14 protein-coding genes are annotated in these 14943 nt (G+C 74.2%); 10 read left to right on the top strand and 4 right to left on the bottom strand.

Going from position 1 to position 14943, the window contains the following annotated elements; all coding sequences use genetic code 11:
- From MQV74_RS40260 to MQV74_RS40245, 4 genes are all read left to right on the top strand, one after another.
- The coding region (locus MQV74_RS40260) for an Asp23/Gls24 family envelope stress response protein (RefSeq protein WP_242729390.1) at positions 1 to 175 on the top strand (175 nt) is incomplete at its 5' end.
- A 52-nt stretch (positions 176 to 227) separates the two neighbouring features.
- A complete protein-coding gene (locus MQV74_RS40255; protein ID WP_030677279.1) occupies positions 228 to 413 on the top strand; it encodes a hypothetical protein in 186 nt (61 codons plus the stop codon).
- Positions 410 to 1396 (top strand): DUF6286 domain-containing Asp23/Gls24 family envelope stress response protein, encoded by a 987-nt coding sequence (locus MQV74_RS41275; protein ID WP_242728445.1) that lies wholly within the window; start codon positions 410 to 412, stop codon positions 1394 to 1396. Before MQV74_RS40255 ends, MQV74_RS41275 begins: the two co-directional genes overlap by 4 nt.
- Positions 1393 to 1995 (top strand): alkaline shock response membrane anchor protein AmaP, encoded by a 603-nt coding sequence (locus MQV74_RS40245; protein WP_242728446.1) that lies wholly within the window; start codon positions 1393 to 1395, stop codon positions 1993 to 1995. The genes MQV74_RS41275 and MQV74_RS40245 overlap by 4 nt, the downstream gene beginning before the upstream one ends.
- Positions 1996 to 2044: 49 nt before the next feature.
- Here the strand turns inward: MQV74_RS40245 and MQV74_RS40240 are convergent, their stop codons facing one another.
- Together MQV74_RS40240 and MQV74_RS40235 are read right to left on the bottom strand one after the other, a co-directional pair.
- Complete coding sequence (locus MQV74_RS40240; RefSeq protein WP_242728447.1) at positions 2045 to 3421, bottom strand: cryptochrome/photolyase family protein; 1377 nt, start codon at positions 3419 to 3421, stop codon at positions 2045 to 2047.
- Positions 3422 to 3496: 75 nt separating this feature from the next.
- Positions 3497 to 5092: an SDR family oxidoreductase gene (locus tag MQV74_RS40235; RefSeq protein ID WP_242728448.1), complete on the bottom strand. Its 1596-nt coding sequence runs from the start codon at positions 5090 to 5092 to the stop codon at positions 3497 to 3499.
- A gap of 244 nt (positions 5093 to 5336) precedes the next feature.
- Between MQV74_RS40235 and MQV74_RS40230 the strand changes: the two genes are divergently transcribed.
- Positions 5337 to 5921, top strand: coding sequence for a sigma-70 family RNA polymerase sigma factor (locus MQV74_RS40230; RefSeq protein ID WP_242728449.1), 585 nt, complete (start codon positions 5337 to 5339; stop codon positions 5919 to 5921).
- Positions 5918 to 6673 carry an anti-sigma factor gene (locus MQV74_RS40225; RefSeq protein ID WP_242728450.1) on the top strand — a complete coding sequence of 252 codons (756 nt, stop codon included), beginning with the start codon at positions 5918 to 5920 and terminating at the stop codon, positions 6671 to 6673. The genes MQV74_RS40230 and MQV74_RS40225 overlap by 4 nt, the downstream gene beginning before the upstream one ends.
- A gap of 15 nt (positions 6674 to 6688) precedes the next feature.
- On the opposite strand, the gene MQV74_RS40220 is transcribed toward MQV74_RS40225, so the two are convergent.
- On the bottom strand, positions 6689 to 8278 hold the full coding sequence (locus tag MQV74_RS40220) for a molybdopterin-dependent oxidoreductase (protein ID WP_242728451.1): 1590 nt from the start codon (positions 8276 to 8278) through the stop codon (positions 6689 to 6691).
- 233 nt (positions 8279 to 8511) lie between these two features.
- Between MQV74_RS40220 and MQV74_RS40215 the strand changes: the two genes are divergently transcribed.
- Positions 8512 to 9171, top strand: a complete 660-nt coding sequence (locus tag MQV74_RS40215) for a fasciclin domain-containing protein (protein ID WP_242728452.1) — start codon at positions 8512 to 8514, stop codon at positions 9169 to 9171.
- Between the two features lie 94 nt (positions 9172 to 9265).
- Here the strand turns inward: MQV74_RS40215 and MQV74_RS40210 are convergent, their stop codons facing one another.
- Positions 9266 to 10288: a MerR family transcriptional regulator gene (locus tag MQV74_RS40210; RefSeq protein ID WP_242728453.1), complete on the bottom strand. Its 1023-nt coding sequence runs from the start codon at positions 10286 to 10288 to the stop codon at positions 9266 to 9268.
- Positions 10289 to 10444: 156 nt separating this feature from the next.
- Here MQV74_RS40210 and MQV74_RS40205 point away from each other — a divergent pair, with 156 nt between their 5' ends.
- The 3 genes from MQV74_RS40205 to MQV74_RS40195 all read left to right on the top strand — a co-directional run bounded on the left by MQV74_RS40205 (position 10445) and on the right by MQV74_RS40195 (position 14936).
- Complete coding sequence (locus tag MQV74_RS40205) at positions 10445 to 11164, top strand: RNA polymerase sigma factor (RefSeq protein ID WP_242728454.1); 720 nt, start codon at positions 10445 to 10447, stop codon at positions 11162 to 11164.
- A 1116-nt stretch (positions 11165 to 12280) separates the two neighbouring features.
- A complete protein-coding gene (locus MQV74_RS40200; protein WP_242728455.1) occupies positions 12281 to 13501 on the top strand; it encodes a cytochrome P450 in 1221 nt (406 codons plus the stop codon).
- An 85-nt stretch (positions 13502 to 13586) separates the two neighbouring features.
- Positions 13587 to 14936 carry a serine hydrolase domain-containing protein gene (locus tag MQV74_RS40195; RefSeq protein WP_242728456.1) on the top strand — a complete coding sequence of 450 codons (1350 nt, stop codon included), beginning with the start codon at positions 13587 to 13589 and terminating at the stop codon, positions 14934 to 14936.
- The last annotated feature ends 7 nt before the right edge of the window (positions 14937 to 14943 follow it).

Raw genomic sequence — 14943 nt, 5'->3', positions numbered from 1 at the left:
CGTCGTCGAGTACGGCGTGCCGATCACCGACGTCGCCCACGACGTCCGCGAGAACGTCATCGCCGCCGTGGAGCGCATCACCGGCCTGGAGGTCGTCGAGGTCAACGTCGCCGTCAACGACGTGCACCTGCCCGAGGACGACAACACCGACAACGGCCCGGCCCGCGTGGAGTGAGGGTCCGTGCGCCCGTCGGCCGTGACGTCCTGCCCCTGACATGAGGTGAAGCGTGAGTACAGCCCTGGTGGGTTTGATCGTGGGCATGGCCCTGGGATTCGCCGGCTGGTTCGGCGGCTTCGGCGCCTTCCTGCTGGTGGCCGCGCTCGGCGCGGTGGGCTTCGTGGTGGGGCGGCTGGTGGACGACGGCGTCGGTCTGCACGAGTTCCTCACCGGTCGCGGCTCGGAGCGCCGGTGACCGCGCCGCCGCGCCCCTCGGCGTCCCGTACGCCCGCCACGGCGCGCGGCACGACGACCATTGCCGACCGGGCGGTCCGCCGTGTCGCGCAGCGCGCCGCGACGGAGACACCGCTCCCCGGCGGTGTCCGCGCCGACGGCGGGTCGGCGGCCGTGCGGGGCGCGAACGCCCGCGTCGGCGTCACCGTGGCGCTGCCGTACCCGAGCGGCCTCGACGCCGCGGCCCTGGCGGTGCAGCACCACGTCACCGCGCGCACCGCCGCACTCACGGGCCTGGCCGTGCCGCCCGTCAGCGTGCGCGTACGGGCCCTGGACCGGCCCGCGAGGGGCTCCGAGGAGCCGGGCGGCCCGCCGGGAGTCCCCTCCGCGTCCCCGCCCGTGTCCCCGGCCGGGCCGGGCCCGCACCCCGCGCGCCGGGCCCGGCGGCCCTGGTCCCCGCGCCGCCTGCCCGTCGCCCTGGGCGCACTGGCGGTCGCGTCCGGGTGCGCGGTGCTCCTGTACGACGTGGTGGCCGTGCACGCGGCCGGGCGCGCCCCCGCCGCGTGGCGGGTCCGGCTGGTCGCGTGGCTGTCGGCGCACGGGCCCGACGGCGGCACGGTCACCGGCCTCGCGGCGGCCGGGACCGTCCTGCTCGGCCTGTGGATGGTCGTGCTGGCCCTGACCCCGGGCCGCCGCGCGAGCCTGCCGATGACGCCGCCCGACGCGCACACGCACGCCGATCTCCCTCGGGGCGCGGTCGCCGTACTGCTGCGGGATTCCGTCGCCGCGCTGCCCGGGGTCACCCGGGTCCGGGCGCGCGTCGGCCGCCGTCGGGTCCGGGTGTGCGCGGAGCTGGCCTTCGGCGACCGGCGCGGTGCCGTGGAAGCGGTGACGCGCGCGGCGGAGGACGCCCTGACCGGGTGCGGCCTCGCTCGGCCCCCACGGCTGCGCGTGCGCCTGCGGCCGGGGCCGGGCGCCGCGGCCGATGTAGGGGCGCCGGAATGAGCGGCCTGCGCTCCGCCGCCAACAGGGCGGTTCTCCTGGTGACCGGGGCCCTGGCCGCGCTCGGTGGCGCGGCCCTCGCCTCGACGACCGACGCCGTGCGACGGCGGCTGCCCGAAGCCCTGCCCCGCCTGGACCCCGACCGGGTGTGGCTGGACGGCGCGGCCCTGGACCGGTGGCGGGCACACGGCTGGTGGGCCGCCGCCGTGATCGCCGCGCTCACGCTCGGGGTGCTCGCGACGGCGGCCTGGACGGCGTACGAAGTGCGGGCGGGCCGACTGCGGCACCTGCCCCTCGGAGACCCGGGGCACGCGCGGCACGGTGACATCACCCTCTCCGGTCCGGCCCTCGCCGCGGCGGTCTCCGACCGGGCCCGGTCCACGCCCGGTGTCGACCGGGCCCGGGTGCGCCTCCTCGGCCACCCGCGGCACCTGCGGGCCCACGTCACCGTGACGCTCGCGCCGGGCGCCGCACCGCAGGCCGTCCTCCAGCGGCTCACCCGCGGCGCCATCGCCGAGGCACGGGCGGCCGCGGCGCCCCGGGCGCTCCGCGCCGAGATCCACTTCGAGGTCCGTGCCCACGCCCCGCGCCGACTGCGGTGACCGCGACGCCCTTCAGCGGTCGGGCGCCGGGGCAGGAGGTGCGCGGCCGCTACGGCCGCTTGCCGCGCGCCTGCCGGAAGCGGTCGAGCCCGTACGAGAGCTCGACGATCGGGTCGGGGTAGTCGAGGGCCGCGCGGTCCAGGCCGGGCAGTTTCCACGGCTCGTGCACCGACGGGGCTTCGATACCGGAGAGTTCCGGCACCCAGCGCCGTACGTACGTGCCGTCCGGGTCGTACTTCTTGGCCTGGGTGACCGGGTTGAGGACCCGGTTGGGACGGGTGTCGGTGCCGGTGCCCGCCATCCACTGCCAGTTGAGCTGGTTGTTGGGCACGTCGCCGTCCACCAGCCAGTGCAGGAAGTGCTCGGCTCCCACCCGCCAGTCGACGTAGAGGGTCTTGGTCAGGAAGCTCGCGGTGAGCAGCCGCGCCCGGTTGTGCATCCAGCCCTCGTGGCGCAGTTGCCGCATCCCCGCGTCGATGAGCGGGTAGCCCGTGCGGCCCTCGCGCCAGGCGGCGATGTCGTCGGCGGCGGTGCGCTCCGTACGCCAGCGGTCGTGCTGGGTGCGGTAGTCGGCGTGGGCGGCGTCCGGCCGTGCGGCGAGGACCTGGCGGTGGAAGTCGCGCCAGGCCAGCTGCCGCACGAAGGCCTGCGCGCCCGGACCGCCGTGGCGGTGCGCGCGCCGCACGAGCTCCACCGGGGACAAGGTGCCGAAGTGCAGATGGGGCGAGAAGCGCGAGGTGGCGTCGGCCGCCAGGTCGTCGTGGGCGTCCTCGTAAGTGGCCAGTCCGCGGCGCCAGTACGCGCTCACCCGTTTGCGGGCCTCGCTCTCCCCGGCGGGCGGCAGCGCCGGCGACACCTCGGAACTCGCGTCGCGCGCGCCGACCTTCTCTCCCCTCACCTCGTCGGGTACGGACACCCCGCGCGGGGTGCCGACGACCGGCCGCAGCGGCACCTGCGCCCACTGCCGGTAGTACGGGGTGAACACGGCGAAGTGGTCGGACGCGGCGGGGGTCACCGTGCCCGGCGGCACGGCGACGGTGACCGCGTCGTGCACGAAAAGCCGACGGCCCGCGGTCTCCAGGGCCGAGCGCAGCCGCTCCTCCCGCCGCGCGGCGAACCGGGTGTGCCCCGCCGACATGTGCACCTCGTCGGCGTCCGCCTCGGTCACCACCCGGCACACCTGCTCCACCAGATCGCCGGAGCGCACCACGAGCCGCCCGCCCCGGTCACGCAGCGCGGCGTCCAGATCGGCCAGACAGCCGTCGAGGAACGCGGCGCGGTTGGGCGCCGCGAACCCGGTCGCGTCCACGGCGCTGTCCCGTACGAAGAGCGGCACCACGGCGTCCGCCGCGTCCAGGGCCGCCCGCAGCGGTGGATGGTCGGTCAGGCGCAGGTCGGAGGTGAACAGGACGACCGAGACGTGCATGCGTGTCAGCTTCTTTCGGTGGGCGGGGAGCGGCTACGGGCCCTCAGGAGCCGGACACCCAGGGCTCCGGACCACTCAAGGCTTCGGCCGGAAACCGCTGCCCGGATGCGGGGGGTGTCGTGTCCGGTCAGTGCCGTCGTGCCCGGACGCCGGAGGAGCCGCCCGCTCGGCCGCGCGGACGATGTTGCGGGCCATGCCGCCGAAGACCACCGCGTGGAAGGGCGAGACGCTCCACCAGTACAGCTGACCGAGGAGGCCGTGCGGGTGGAACAGCGCCCGCTGCCGGTAGCGCACGCCCCCGGCCCCGTCGTCGTCCACCCGCATCTCCAGCCAGGCGAGGCCCGGCAGGCGCATCTCGGCGCGCAGCCGAAGGAGTCGGCCGCGCTCGATCTCCTCCACCCGCCAGAAGTCCAGCGAGTCGCCCACCCTGAGCCGGTGCGCGTCACGCCGGCCCCGGCGCAGGCCGACGCCGCCGACCAGCCGGTCGAGCCAGCCGCGCACCGCCCACGCGAGTGGGAAGGAGTACCAGCCGTTCTCCCCGCCGATGCCCTCGACCACGCTCCACAGCGCCTCCGGCGCGACCTCGGTCGCCCGTTCGCGTACGTCGGTGTAGAGGCTGCCGCCCGCCCAGTCGGGGTCGGTGGGGAGCGGGTCGCTGGGCGCGCCGGGCACGGCGGCCGACGACCAGCGGGTGGTGACCTCGGCCTCGCGGACGCGTTGCAGGGCGAGGGCCACGGCACGGTCGAAGCCGAGGGGAGAGCCCGGCGGGGCGGGCACGTACCGCGCGATGTCGTTCTCGCCGCACACCACCTCGTACCGCAGCGACTCCGTCAACGGGCGGGCGATCCGGGTCGGCACCGGTGTCACCAGGCCCACCCAGTGGCTGGACAGACCGGGGGTGAGGACGGGGACGGGCAGGATCAGCCGCCGCGGGAGACCGGCGACGGCGGCGTAACGGCGCATCATGTCGAGGTACGTGAGGACCTCGGGGCCGCCGACGTCGAAGGCGCGGTTCACGTCCGGGGGCAGCCCCGTGGAGCCGACCAGGAGACGCAGGACGTCGCGCACGGCGATCGGCTGGATCCGGGTGTGCACCCAGCGCGGGGTGACCATCACGGGCAACCGTTCCGAGAGGTAGCGCAGCATCTCGAAGCTGGCCGACCCGGAGCCGATGATCACGGCGGCGCGCAGCACGGCCGTCGGCACCCCCGAGTCGAGCAGGATGCGGCCGACCTCCGCTCGGGAGCGCAGATGCGGCGACAGCTCCCGCTCGGGCACCGTGTCGGGGGTGAGGCCGCCCAGGTAGACGATCCGGCCGACACCGGCCCGGCGGGCCTGCTCCCCGAACACGCGGGCCGCCCGCCGGTCGGTCTCCTCGAAGTCCCGCCCGGTGCCGAGGGAGTGCACCAAGTAGTAGGCGACGTCCACGCCGCTCAGGGCGCGCGCGACCGCTGCGGGGTCCGTGACGTCTCCCCGGACCACCTCGGCCCGCCCGGCCCACGGATGGTCCCGCAGCTTCTCCGGAGTACGGGCCAGACAGCGCACCCGGTGGCCCGCGTCGAGGAGCTCCGGGACCAACCGGCCCCCGATGTAGCCGCTCGCGCCGGTCACCAGGCACGTGCGACCAGCGCCCGCCCGCCGCCCGGTCGGGGTGGTGTCGTCGTCACTCATCGTGGCTCCCGCCGCTCGCCCGCTCGTCATCCGTCGTCGCCGTGGCGTCCGTCATTACTTCTACGGTGCGAACGTGCCGGACGGATGCGCCCGGCACAGGGGCCTGCGCGGGTGACCGGGGCACCGCCCGATCGGCCCGGGCCGATCGGGCGGTGCCGCGAAAAAAACGTGCGTCGGGCCAATCCGTCAGGCCGTCGGCTCCGGAATACGGAACAACATCCACCGCTCTCCGGGAGGCCGTCGCGTGAAGGAAGTCGTGCACATCGGGTCCCGGGCGGCGCCGGGGCCCGACCTCCAGGAGCTGATGGCCCGGGTGGCCCGCGGCGACCAGCAGGCGTTCTCGTCCCTGTACGACGCGGTGGCCGCCGCCGTCCTCGGGGTGGTGCGCAGCGTGCTGCGCGACCACGCGCAGTCCGAGGAAGTCACCCAGGAGGTCCTGGTGGAGGTGTGGCGCACCGCGCCGCGCTACCGGCAGGACCGGGGCACGGCCATGAACTGGGTCCTGACCCTCGCGCACCGCCGCGCGGTCGACCGCGTCCGCTCCGTGGAGGCCGCCACCGCCCGCGAGCACAAGGCGGCGCTGCTCACGCACACCCCGGACTACGACGAGGTCAGCGAGCAGGTCGAGACCCGCCTGGAGCGCGAGCAGGTCCGCCGGTGCCTGCGCACGCTCACCGAGGTCCAACGGCAGTCCGTGACGCTCGCCTACTACCGCGGCCTGACCTACCGGCAGGTCGCCGAACTCCTCTCGCTGCCCCTGGGCACCGTCAAGACCCGCCTGCGCGACGGACTCATCCGGCTGCGCGACTGCCTGGGAGCGAACGCATGACCATCGGCGCGGACCCGCACACGCTCACCGGCGCCTACGCCACCGACGCCTTGGACGACGACGAGCGCCGTGCGTTCGAGGAGCACCTGGTCCGGTGCCCGTCCTGCGCCCAAGAGGCGCGGGAACTGACGGCCGCCGCGGCTCGGCTCGGCCTCGCGGCGGCCGTCGCCCCCCGCAGCGCGCTGAAGGACGAGGTGCTGCGGCGCCTCACCACAGTCCGCCAGGAAGCACCGCGGCCGCGGCCGGTACCGCAGTCCGGTACCGCGTGGCACCGGGCCCGCCGCGCGTCCCGGTGGGCCCTGGCCGCCTGCCTCGCCGCGGCCGCCGGTCTTGGCGGCACCGCCGTCTGGCAGCACCGGCAGGCCGACGAGGCGCGCGAGACGGCCCGCCGGGCCGAGGCGCGGTCCGAGGACCTGGCCGCCCTGCTGGCGGCGCCCGACGCGCGGGCGCGCACCGGGAAGCTCCCCGGCGGGGCGAGGGCGACGGTGGTCGTCTCCAGCAGCCGCGACCGGGCCGCGCTCCTGGCGTCCGGCATGGCGAGGCCGCCGCGCGGCAAGGTCTACCAGCTGTGGTTCGACGACAAGGGGTCCATGCGCCCCGCCGGACTCATGGACCCCGACCGCACGACCGCGGCGCTCCTGCTGACGGGCCCGGTCGGCCGGGCCACCGGCATGGGCATCACGCTGGAGCCCGCGGGCGGTTCGCCCGAGCCGACCGCACCGCCCGTGGCCCTGGTGCGCTTCCCCGCCTGACCGCCCCGGCAGGCGTCAGCGGACGGTGACGAGGACGGAGTGCCAGCCGCTCGCACCGTCGGGGATGGTGCGGGTGCGCTCCTCCGTCTGCGGGGTGCCGGTGCGGTCGGTGGCGCGCACGGTCAGGGTGTGGCTGCCGGACGTGGCGTTCCACGGGAGGGACCACTGGCGCCAGGTGTCCCGGGTGTCCTCCGCGGCGAGGTCGGCCCGGCGCCAGGGGCCGTCGTCGACACGGACCTCGACCTCGTCGATGCCGCGGTGCTGGGCCCACGCCACACCGGCGATCACGACCGTGCCGGGCTCGGGGCGGGCGAAGGGCCGGGGGGTGTCGATGCGGGACTGGGTCTTGACGGGGGCCCGCTGGGCCCAGTCCCGCTCGACCCAGTACGTGTCGTAGGCGTCGAAGGTGGTGAGTTCGATGTCCTCGATCCACTTGCAGGCGGACACGTACCCGTAGAGGCCGGGCACGACCATGCGGACCGGAAAGCCGTGGGCGAAGGGCAGCGGTTCGCCGTTCATGCCGAGCGCGAGCAGCGCGTCGCGGCCGTCCAGCACGTCTTCCACGGGTGTGCCGAGGGTCATCCCGTCGACCGAGCGGGCGACCAGCTGGTCGGCGGGCCCGCCCCGGGACGGCGGCTCGACGCCGCATCGGGTGAGGAGTTCTGCCAGCGGTACGCCGAGCCAGCGCGCGGTCCCCGCGTAGGGGCCGCCGACCTCGTTCGAGACGCAGGTGAGGGTGATGTCGCGCTCGATGAGGGGCATGCGTAGCAAGTCGTCGTAGGAGAGCCGCAGTTCGCGGGTGACGCCCTTGCCGTGGATGCGCAGGCTCCAGGACGACGGCACGACCTTGGGCACGACGAGGGCGGTGTCCACCCGGTAGAAGTCCGCGTTGGGTGTGGTGAACGGGCTGATGCCCGGCACGCGCAGCGCCGCTCCCCGGGGCACCGGGGCGGCGGGCGAGGACGGCGGCGGCAGGGTGACGCGGTCGCGGGCCTTCACCGCCCGCTCGGCGCCCGCACCGTGCAGCGCGCGGCCGAGCAGCCCGGCACCCGTCGACGCGGCGGCCGCGGCCGTGGCGGCGACGAGGAACCGGCGACGGTCCAAGCCGGGACCCCCGGACCCGGCGGCGCGCGGCGCGGGCCGAAGCTGCCCGACGAGCCAGTACAGCAGCGCCGCGCCGACCACGGCGCCCACGACGGAAGGAAGCGCGTCCTCCGCGCCCACGGAGTCCGGACGGCTGGTGGCGGCGAGCGCCCCGACGGCTCCGAAGAGGACGACGCCCGCGGAGCCGACCCGCCGGTACCGGGCGGCCAAGGCCCCCAGGACGAGGGCGAACAGGGCCAGGACGCCGAGGATGCCCAGCTGCAGGACGAGCTTGTCGTTCGTGCCGAAGGAGCGGATCGCCCACGTCTTGAGGGACGCCGGGGTCCGGTCGACGGCCGCGCCGCCGACAGCGACCACGGGCCCGGCCTCGGGGCGCACGGCCGCCGACACCAGCTCGGCCACGGCCAGGGCCGTGTAACCCGACAGGAGGCCGCTCAACGCCCCCAAGGCGCCCCGCCCGAGAGCCGATCGGTGCCCGGAGGTTATCAGTTCATCGCTCATACGGGACATCCGTAGCCGCTCCCAGGGGCGGATTGGTGCCGTGCCACGGGCGGAGTACACCGCGCCGCGCCACCCGAATTCCGGTGACGGCTCCCCGCTGACCTGCACGGATCCGGAACGCATTGATCTCCTCGGGTGAATCGCCAAGCCGGAAGGGCCACAGCTTCGAATCACCGGCGTGCGGAGCACACCAGAGGTTCCGCTTCCGCAGGTCCCCCATCGAGGAGCAGATGATGAGCAGCACCTTCCGTATCCGCCGTGTCGCACTGGCCCTGGCCGCGGCGGCCGTTCTGCCGCTGTCCCTCTCCGCCTGCTCGGACGACGGCGGCGGCAAGGACAGCGCCTCCGACAAGAAGTCCACCGCCGCGCGGGACGACGCGAGCAAGGACGCCTCCGCCGAGGGCACGAAGAGCGCGGACGAGCCGTTCGGCCCCGCCTGCGCCTCGGTTCCCAAGGACGGCGCGGGCAGCTTCGACGGCATGGCCAAGGACCCGGTCGCCACGGCCGCCTCGCACAACCCGGCCCTGTCGACCCTGGTCACCGCGGTGAAGAAGGCCGGACTCGGCGACACGCTCAACAACGCGAAGGACATCACGGTCTTCGCGCCCACCAACGACGCGTTCGCGAAGATCCCCAAGGAGGACCTGGACAAGGTCCTCAACGACAAGGCACAGCTGACCAGCATCCTGACCTACCACGTCGTGGGGAAGCGGCTCGCCCCCTCGGACCTCGCGGACGGCTCCTTCCCGACCCTGGAGAAGGGCACGGTCCGCACCTCGGGATCGGGTGAGTCGTACAAGGTCAACGGCTCTGCCGACGTCGTGTGCGGCAACGTACGGACCGCCAACGCGAACGTGTACATCATCGACACCGTCCTGATGCCGAAGAAGTGAGGAGCGTGCGGGCGGCACGCACGGTGTTCCCCGCAGCCGCCGGGCACGGTGATCCCCGTGGTCGGGCAGGGTGATCCCGCGGCCGGGACGGCGGTCAGCCGTCGGCCGCGGGCTCTCCGGGAGCCGCTGGGCCCAGGAGGTCGCCGTACAGGGCGCTGAGCGTCGACGTCGCGTCCCCCAGGCCGTGGCAGCGCACGAGCCCCGGCACGGTCCTGCCCGCCCAGCCGGGGCCCGCGGTCAGGACCGCCGGGCTGCGCCGCGCCCCCTTCACGCCCCACTCCATGGCGGTGAGGTGCTGGGCGAGCGGGACGCTGGCCGTGGAGCGCGCCTGCGACCACAGCACCACGGCCACCGGTCCGACGCGGCGCACCGACGCGAGCAGCGCCTCCACGGGAACGGCGGCGCCGAGGATGCGCGTGGGCACGCCCCGTTCCCCCAGGGCGGCGTGCAGCGCCTCCAGCGGCAGGGTGTGCTGCTCGTCCGGTACGCAGGCCAGCAGCACCGGGGCGGCATCGACGGGCGGCCCCGCCGGGACGAGCAGCGGAACGCTGCGCAGCGTGGTCGAGATGTGCCACGACAGCAGGTGCTCGACCTCTACGTAACGGTCCCCGGACGACGCCCACTTCCGGCCCACGGCCCGCAGGGTCGGCACCATGACCTCGTCCCAGGTGACGGCCAGGCCGTGGCCCCTGACCAGGGCGTTGAGTCGGCTCTGCACCTCCGGCGCGTCGAGCCGCACCGCCGCGCGGGCCAGGCCCCTGTACTCCTGCCGCACGTCCCCGAGCGACAGCCCGCCCCCGCCACGGTCGCCGCGCACGGGGGCGGACGGGGCCGTGCCGCCCGCCCGCTCGGACGGGCCGCGTTCCTTGGCGATGCGGGCCGCCTCCGCCGGTGGCACACCCGTGGCGGTGAGGCGGCACATCTCCTCGACCATCGCGACGTCCTGGCGGCTCCATCTGCGGTGCCTGCCGTCCGCGCGCACGGCGGGGCCCAGACCGTAACGCCGGTCCCAGGAGCGCAGGGTGGTCGGCGAGACGCCGAGGCGCCGTGCGAGGGCCCCGGTCGTCACGGCGGCACCGTCGTCCCCGTCCCGGTCCTCCTGCTGTGCGTCGACCACGCGGCCACCATACGACGCACAAACGACGCATGTTGCTCCGTTCGGCGAGGCCTGCGGACGATGGGAGTCCGGTCGCACCCCTTCGAGTGGACCGAGCCCCGGGCGGCCCGGCCGTGCGCCGCGCCGGTCCAGCCCCCTGCGTAAGGAGCCGCAGCCATGCCCTCCACCCACACCGCCCGGCGGACGCCCGGCACCCACGGCACAGGGGGACCGCGCGCGGCCGACCGACTGCCGCCCCGGCCGCGGCAGTCGGGCGCGGCCGGGGCCGAGGGGCAGCCGTGCGACGAGGACATCGCCCGCGGTTTCGTGTCCGGCGAGGAGGACGCCCTCGCCGCCGCCTTCCACCGCTGGGGGCCGCTGGTCCATGCACGGGGGCGGCGGGCACTGGGCGACGCGCGCGAGGCCGAGGACGTCACCCAGCAGGTGTTCCTCGCCGCCTGGCGGGCGCGCACCACCTACACGGTCGGCAGAGGCACGTTCCCCGGATGGCTCGTCGGGATCACCCGCCACAAGATCGCCGACGCCCTCGCGGCCCGCTCCCGCCGGGCGGACCTCGTCACGCTCGTGGCGACGGTGCCTCCCGCGTGCGCGGACCGGCGCGCCGAGCACCCGGAGGCCGTGCTCGACCGCGTGCTGATCAGCCACGAGGTGAGCCGTCTGTCACCCGCCCAGCGGCGCGTGCTCAGGCTCGCCTTCTACGACGACCTCACCCAGCCGCAGATCGCCGTCGTCACCGGCTGGCCGCTCGGCACGGTGAAGAGCCACGCGCGCCGGGGCCTGGAACAACTGCGCCGCCGACTGCGGGAGAGCGACGCCGTCGAAGCACGGGAGGAGGACGCTGACAGAAACCCGGGAGGACGCTGTCGCGATCATTGAGAACAGATCGGCCACCGTCACGTGCATACCTCAAGCATTGGCCAAGGCATTGGCCGTTAACCCGACATTCGCCGTTAACCGGAGAGAATTCCGCAGAGATGAAGAAGGGGAGAAGTTTCTGCCGGAAGCGTGAGCCCGCGCACAATGCGTGACTGTGCGCCCCTGTGCGCCCCCTATGGAATTCAGCCACACCCGCGTCCTGGTCCGGTGGGCCCACCGGGGACTGGACATCCCCGATCGGTCCATGTCGTGGGATGGAGGGCAAGTGGGCAGTGGGGGTGCGAATTCGGTCAGCATCTTCCATCGCGGCAGTCGTTCATGGCCGGGGCTCGGCTGCTGTTCCTGGTCGAAGGCGTTACTGGCCAGATGCGGGTGGACGGAAGGCGGCGATTTCTATGGTTGGGTGTTTGGCCATGGGGCGGCGGGGCACACGCGTGGCGGCGGTCCGTACTGGATTGTTGAGGCTCGAACGAGACCGTTCGAAAGCTACTCGACGGTTACGCAAAACAGACGGCGGAAGCACCCTTCGTTCAACTTCTGGGGGTTGCTATCGAGTGACCCACCGTGAAGACTGTGGCGAGGGTGCTCTGAATATGCGTGGTGCAAAGCACAGGACCGCATCCATGGGATGTGCGTACGTTCTCGTCCGCAGCTGGGAGTCCCGTCTTCGCGGGCCCGCGCCACCGATTCGTACGAGCAAGGGGAAATCTCGCGCAAAAGCCGCGAGGATCGTTTCACTGGGGGATGAGTGATGTCGGCTTGGTTCGCACACGAGGTGCCGCCCTTCGCCGAAGGGCGGACGGAAAGCCGAAGTGCGAAGGGGCGGACGTGTTGAGCCAGGCCAAGCGGCCCCGGTGACGGCGGAGAGCAGGCGTGCGGGTCGGTGAGGACACCGCCGCCCGCCACTAGGGCCTGCCCGCCCTCCGTGACGGACGCTCCATCGGCCTGCCCGCACACCGCGTTCACCGCGTGGGGCCCTTCGGCGCGCGCGGGGACATGCGGCCCGCGCACGGCCACGGCGGCCCCGCCCCGCGTGCCGGAGTCGACTCAGCCCGAGCGACCGCCCCACCCCCTGCTTTCGTCGTGCCTCCGCATCCCCCCACCCAAGGGAGAGAAGTGACCAGCAATTCGACCAACAGCTCCTCGACACAGGACCACTTACTGTTCGACGCGCTGACCGAACAGTGGCGATCCCTGCGCGAGGCCGGCCCGGTCCGCCACGACGAGGCGCAGGGGGTGTGGCACGTCGTAAACCACGAAGGGGTTGCCGCCGTGCTCGCCGACTCGGCGACGTACTCCTCGGACATGACCCCGATCGCCCCCTCCCAGGAGGACTTCGAAGCCTTCAGGCAGGGCAACTTCGTCGGCATGGACCCGCCCGAGCACCGCAAGTTCCGCACCCTGGTGAGCCAGGCGTTCACCCCGCGCGTGGTGCACGGGCTCGAACCGCGCATCGAAGCCGTGTGCGCCCGACTGCTCGACGCCGTGGCCGACCACGACCGGATCGACATGGTCGACGCGCTGGCCTACCCCCTGCCCATCATCGTGATCGCCGAACTCCTCGGCATCCCCACCGAGGACCACCCGCTGTTCCAGGAGTGGGCGGCCACCCTCTTCGGCGGCGACCAGCTCGGTGAGTCTCCCGACATGGCCGACCTGGAGCGCGCCCTCGAAGCCATCGCCCCGACCGTGCGCGAGATGAACGGCTACGTCCTGGACCACATCCGCCGCCGGCGCGCCGAGCCCGGCGATGACCTCATCAGCAAGCTCATCGCCGCCGAGGTCGACGGAGTCCGCCTGGAGGACCAGGAGATGGTCGGGTTCGTCGCCCTGCTCCTCGTGGCCGGGCACATCACCACCACCGCCCTCCTGGGCAACGCCCTGGTCGCCTTCGACCGCAACCCCGGCACGCTCACCGCCCTGCGCGCCGACCCCGGACGGCTGCCCGACGCCATCGAGGAAGTGCTGCGCTGGCTGCCGCCCTTCCCCGAACTGGGCCGCCGCGTCACCCGCCCCGTGGTCCTCGGCGGTCACGAACTGCCCACCGACACCCTGGTGATGGCCCACCTGGGCGCAGCCAACCGCGACCCCGACCGCTTCACCAAGCCGGACGTCCTGGACGTGACCCGCAGCCCGAACCCCCATCTGACCTTCGGCCACGGCATCCACTTCTGCTTCGGCGCGCCCCTGGCCCGCCTGGAGGCCCGCATCGCGCTGCGGATGCTGCTCGACCGCTTCCGCGACCTCTCCGTCTCCTCCTACGGCGACGTCACGTACCAGAACCCGGCCGTCCTCGTCGGCGTCCGCCACCTGCCGGTCGACGTCGTCAGACCGTAAGCACCCGCGCCCTCACGTCCGGCCCGGAGCCCGCCGGCCGTCGCGCCACCCGCCCTGAGCCACTGTTAACGGGAGCCACCTCGTCATGCCGTACACCACCGCCGCCACGATCATCGAGCGGTCGCCGTCCCGCTTACGCGAAGCCCTGCAGGACCGTCTCGACGTGCTCGCGCGCGCCCACCGGGTCCCCGGTGCCCACCTGACCGTGGACACCGGGACGGACGTGGTCAGCGTGCACACCGGCACCACCGACGCCTCCACCGGCACTCCGTTCACCGCGGACACCGCCGTGCCCCTGGGATCCGTCACCAAGGTCTACACCGCCGCCGCCGTGATGCTCCTCGCCGACGACGGCGATCTGGAGCCCGACGACCCCGCGGCCTCGTTCATACCCGAGCTACGCGCGTTACCTGAGGTAACGATACGTCACCTGCTCAGCCACACCGCCGGGCTGCCCACCGGACCCGACTCGGACACCGCCGCCGGGGCGACCGTCTCGCGCTACCTGGCGGAGGTCTGTGCCGCCCGGGACACGCTGTTCGCGCCCGGGGCCGGATTCTCGTACTCCAACGCCGGTTACATCGCCGCCGGACGGATCATCGAGTCCGTCACCGGCATGACCTGGAAGGAGGCCGTCCGCGCCCTGCTCCTGGAGCCCCTCGGCACCACGGCCGCCTACCTCGGCGAGCCCGCCGCCACCCGCAAGGCCGCCGTCGGCCACGCGCTGAACACCGCGACCGGACAGCCGCGCCCGGCCCGGCAGAACCTCGCCGCCGTCGAGGCACCGGCGGGCGCCCTGCTGGCCAGCGCCCTCGACCTGGCGGCCCTCGGGAGATCCCTGATAGGCCGGTCCGCCGTGCTGCCGCCCGCCGTCGCGGCGCTCATGCGCACCCCCGTGCCCGGCGCCGACCCGGGGGTCCTCGCGGACGCCTGGGGCCTGGGCGTCGCGCTGTTCAAGGAGGACGGCCGCTGGTGGTGCGGCCACGACGGGAACGCCCAGGGCACCTCCTGCCATCTGCGGGCCGAGCCCGACAGCGGCGTGGTCGTCGCCTTCACCGGCAACGCCGGCGGCGCCACCGCCCTCTGGCAGGACCTCGCCGACGACCTCACCCGGCTCACCGGTGTACGCGTGCCGACCGCTCCGGCACCCGCACAGCGGGGCGAACCCATCGCCCTGCCCGAGTGCGTCGGCACCTACCGCAACGGCGCCCTCGAATACCGCATCACCCTCGACGTCGACGGCTCCCCAGTGCTGTCCGTGGACGGCGACCTCCCGCTGCCCCTGGTCTGCTACGCCGACCTGACGTGCGACCTGGTCGACCCGGCCACCGGTCGCCGCGAGCCCGGCGGACGCTTCCACCGCGACGCCGCCACCGGCACCGTCGACCGCGTGCAGATCTCGGGCCGCACCGCCCGCCGCACCCGCACCTCCTGAGCACACC

Source organism: Streptomyces sp. AN091965 (genome assembly GCF_022698285.1).
In the GTDB taxonomy this organism is placed as follows: domain Bacteria; phylum Actinomycetota; class Actinomycetes; order Streptomycetales; family Streptomycetaceae; genus Streptomyces.
The sequence above is the reverse complement of the archived record's forward strand: the minus strand, read 5'-3'. Positions and strand labels throughout refer to the sequence as shown.

What these genes read in the sequence shown, in the direction of transcription:
- MQV74_RS40235 (WP_242728448.1), bottom strand. Translation starts at nt 5,092, where the DNA reads ATGAGTGACGACGACACCACCCCGACCGGGCGGCGGGCGGGCGCTGGT.
- MQV74_RS40220 (WP_242728451.1), bottom strand. Translation starts at nt 8,278, where the DNA reads ATGAGCGATGAACTGATAACCTCCGGGCACCGATCGGCTCTCGGGCGG.
- MQV74_RS40215 (WP_242728452.1), top strand. Translation starts at nt 8,512, where the DNA reads ATGAGCAGCACCTTCCGTATCCGCCGTGTCGCACTGGCCCTGGCCGCG.
- MQV74_RS40245 (WP_242728446.1), top strand. Translation starts at nt 1,393, where the DNA reads ATGAGCGGCCTGCGCTCCGCCGCCAACAGGGCGGTTCTCCTGGTGACC.
- MQV74_RS40240 (WP_242728447.1), bottom strand. Translation starts at nt 3,421, where the DNA reads ATGCACGTCTCGGTCGTCCTGTTCACCTCCGACCTGCGCCTGACCGAC.
- MQV74_RS40195 (WP_242728456.1), top strand. Translation starts at nt 13,587, where the DNA reads ATGCCGTACACCACCGCCGCCACGATCATCGAGCGGTCGCCGTCCCGC.
- MQV74_RS40205 (WP_242728454.1), top strand. Translation starts at nt 10,445, where the DNA reads ATGCCCTCCACCCACACCGCCCGGCGGACGCCCGGCACCCACGGCACA.
- MQV74_RS40225 (WP_242728450.1), top strand. Translation starts at nt 5,918, where the DNA reads ATGACCATCGGCGCGGACCCGCACACGCTCACCGGCGCCTACGCCACC.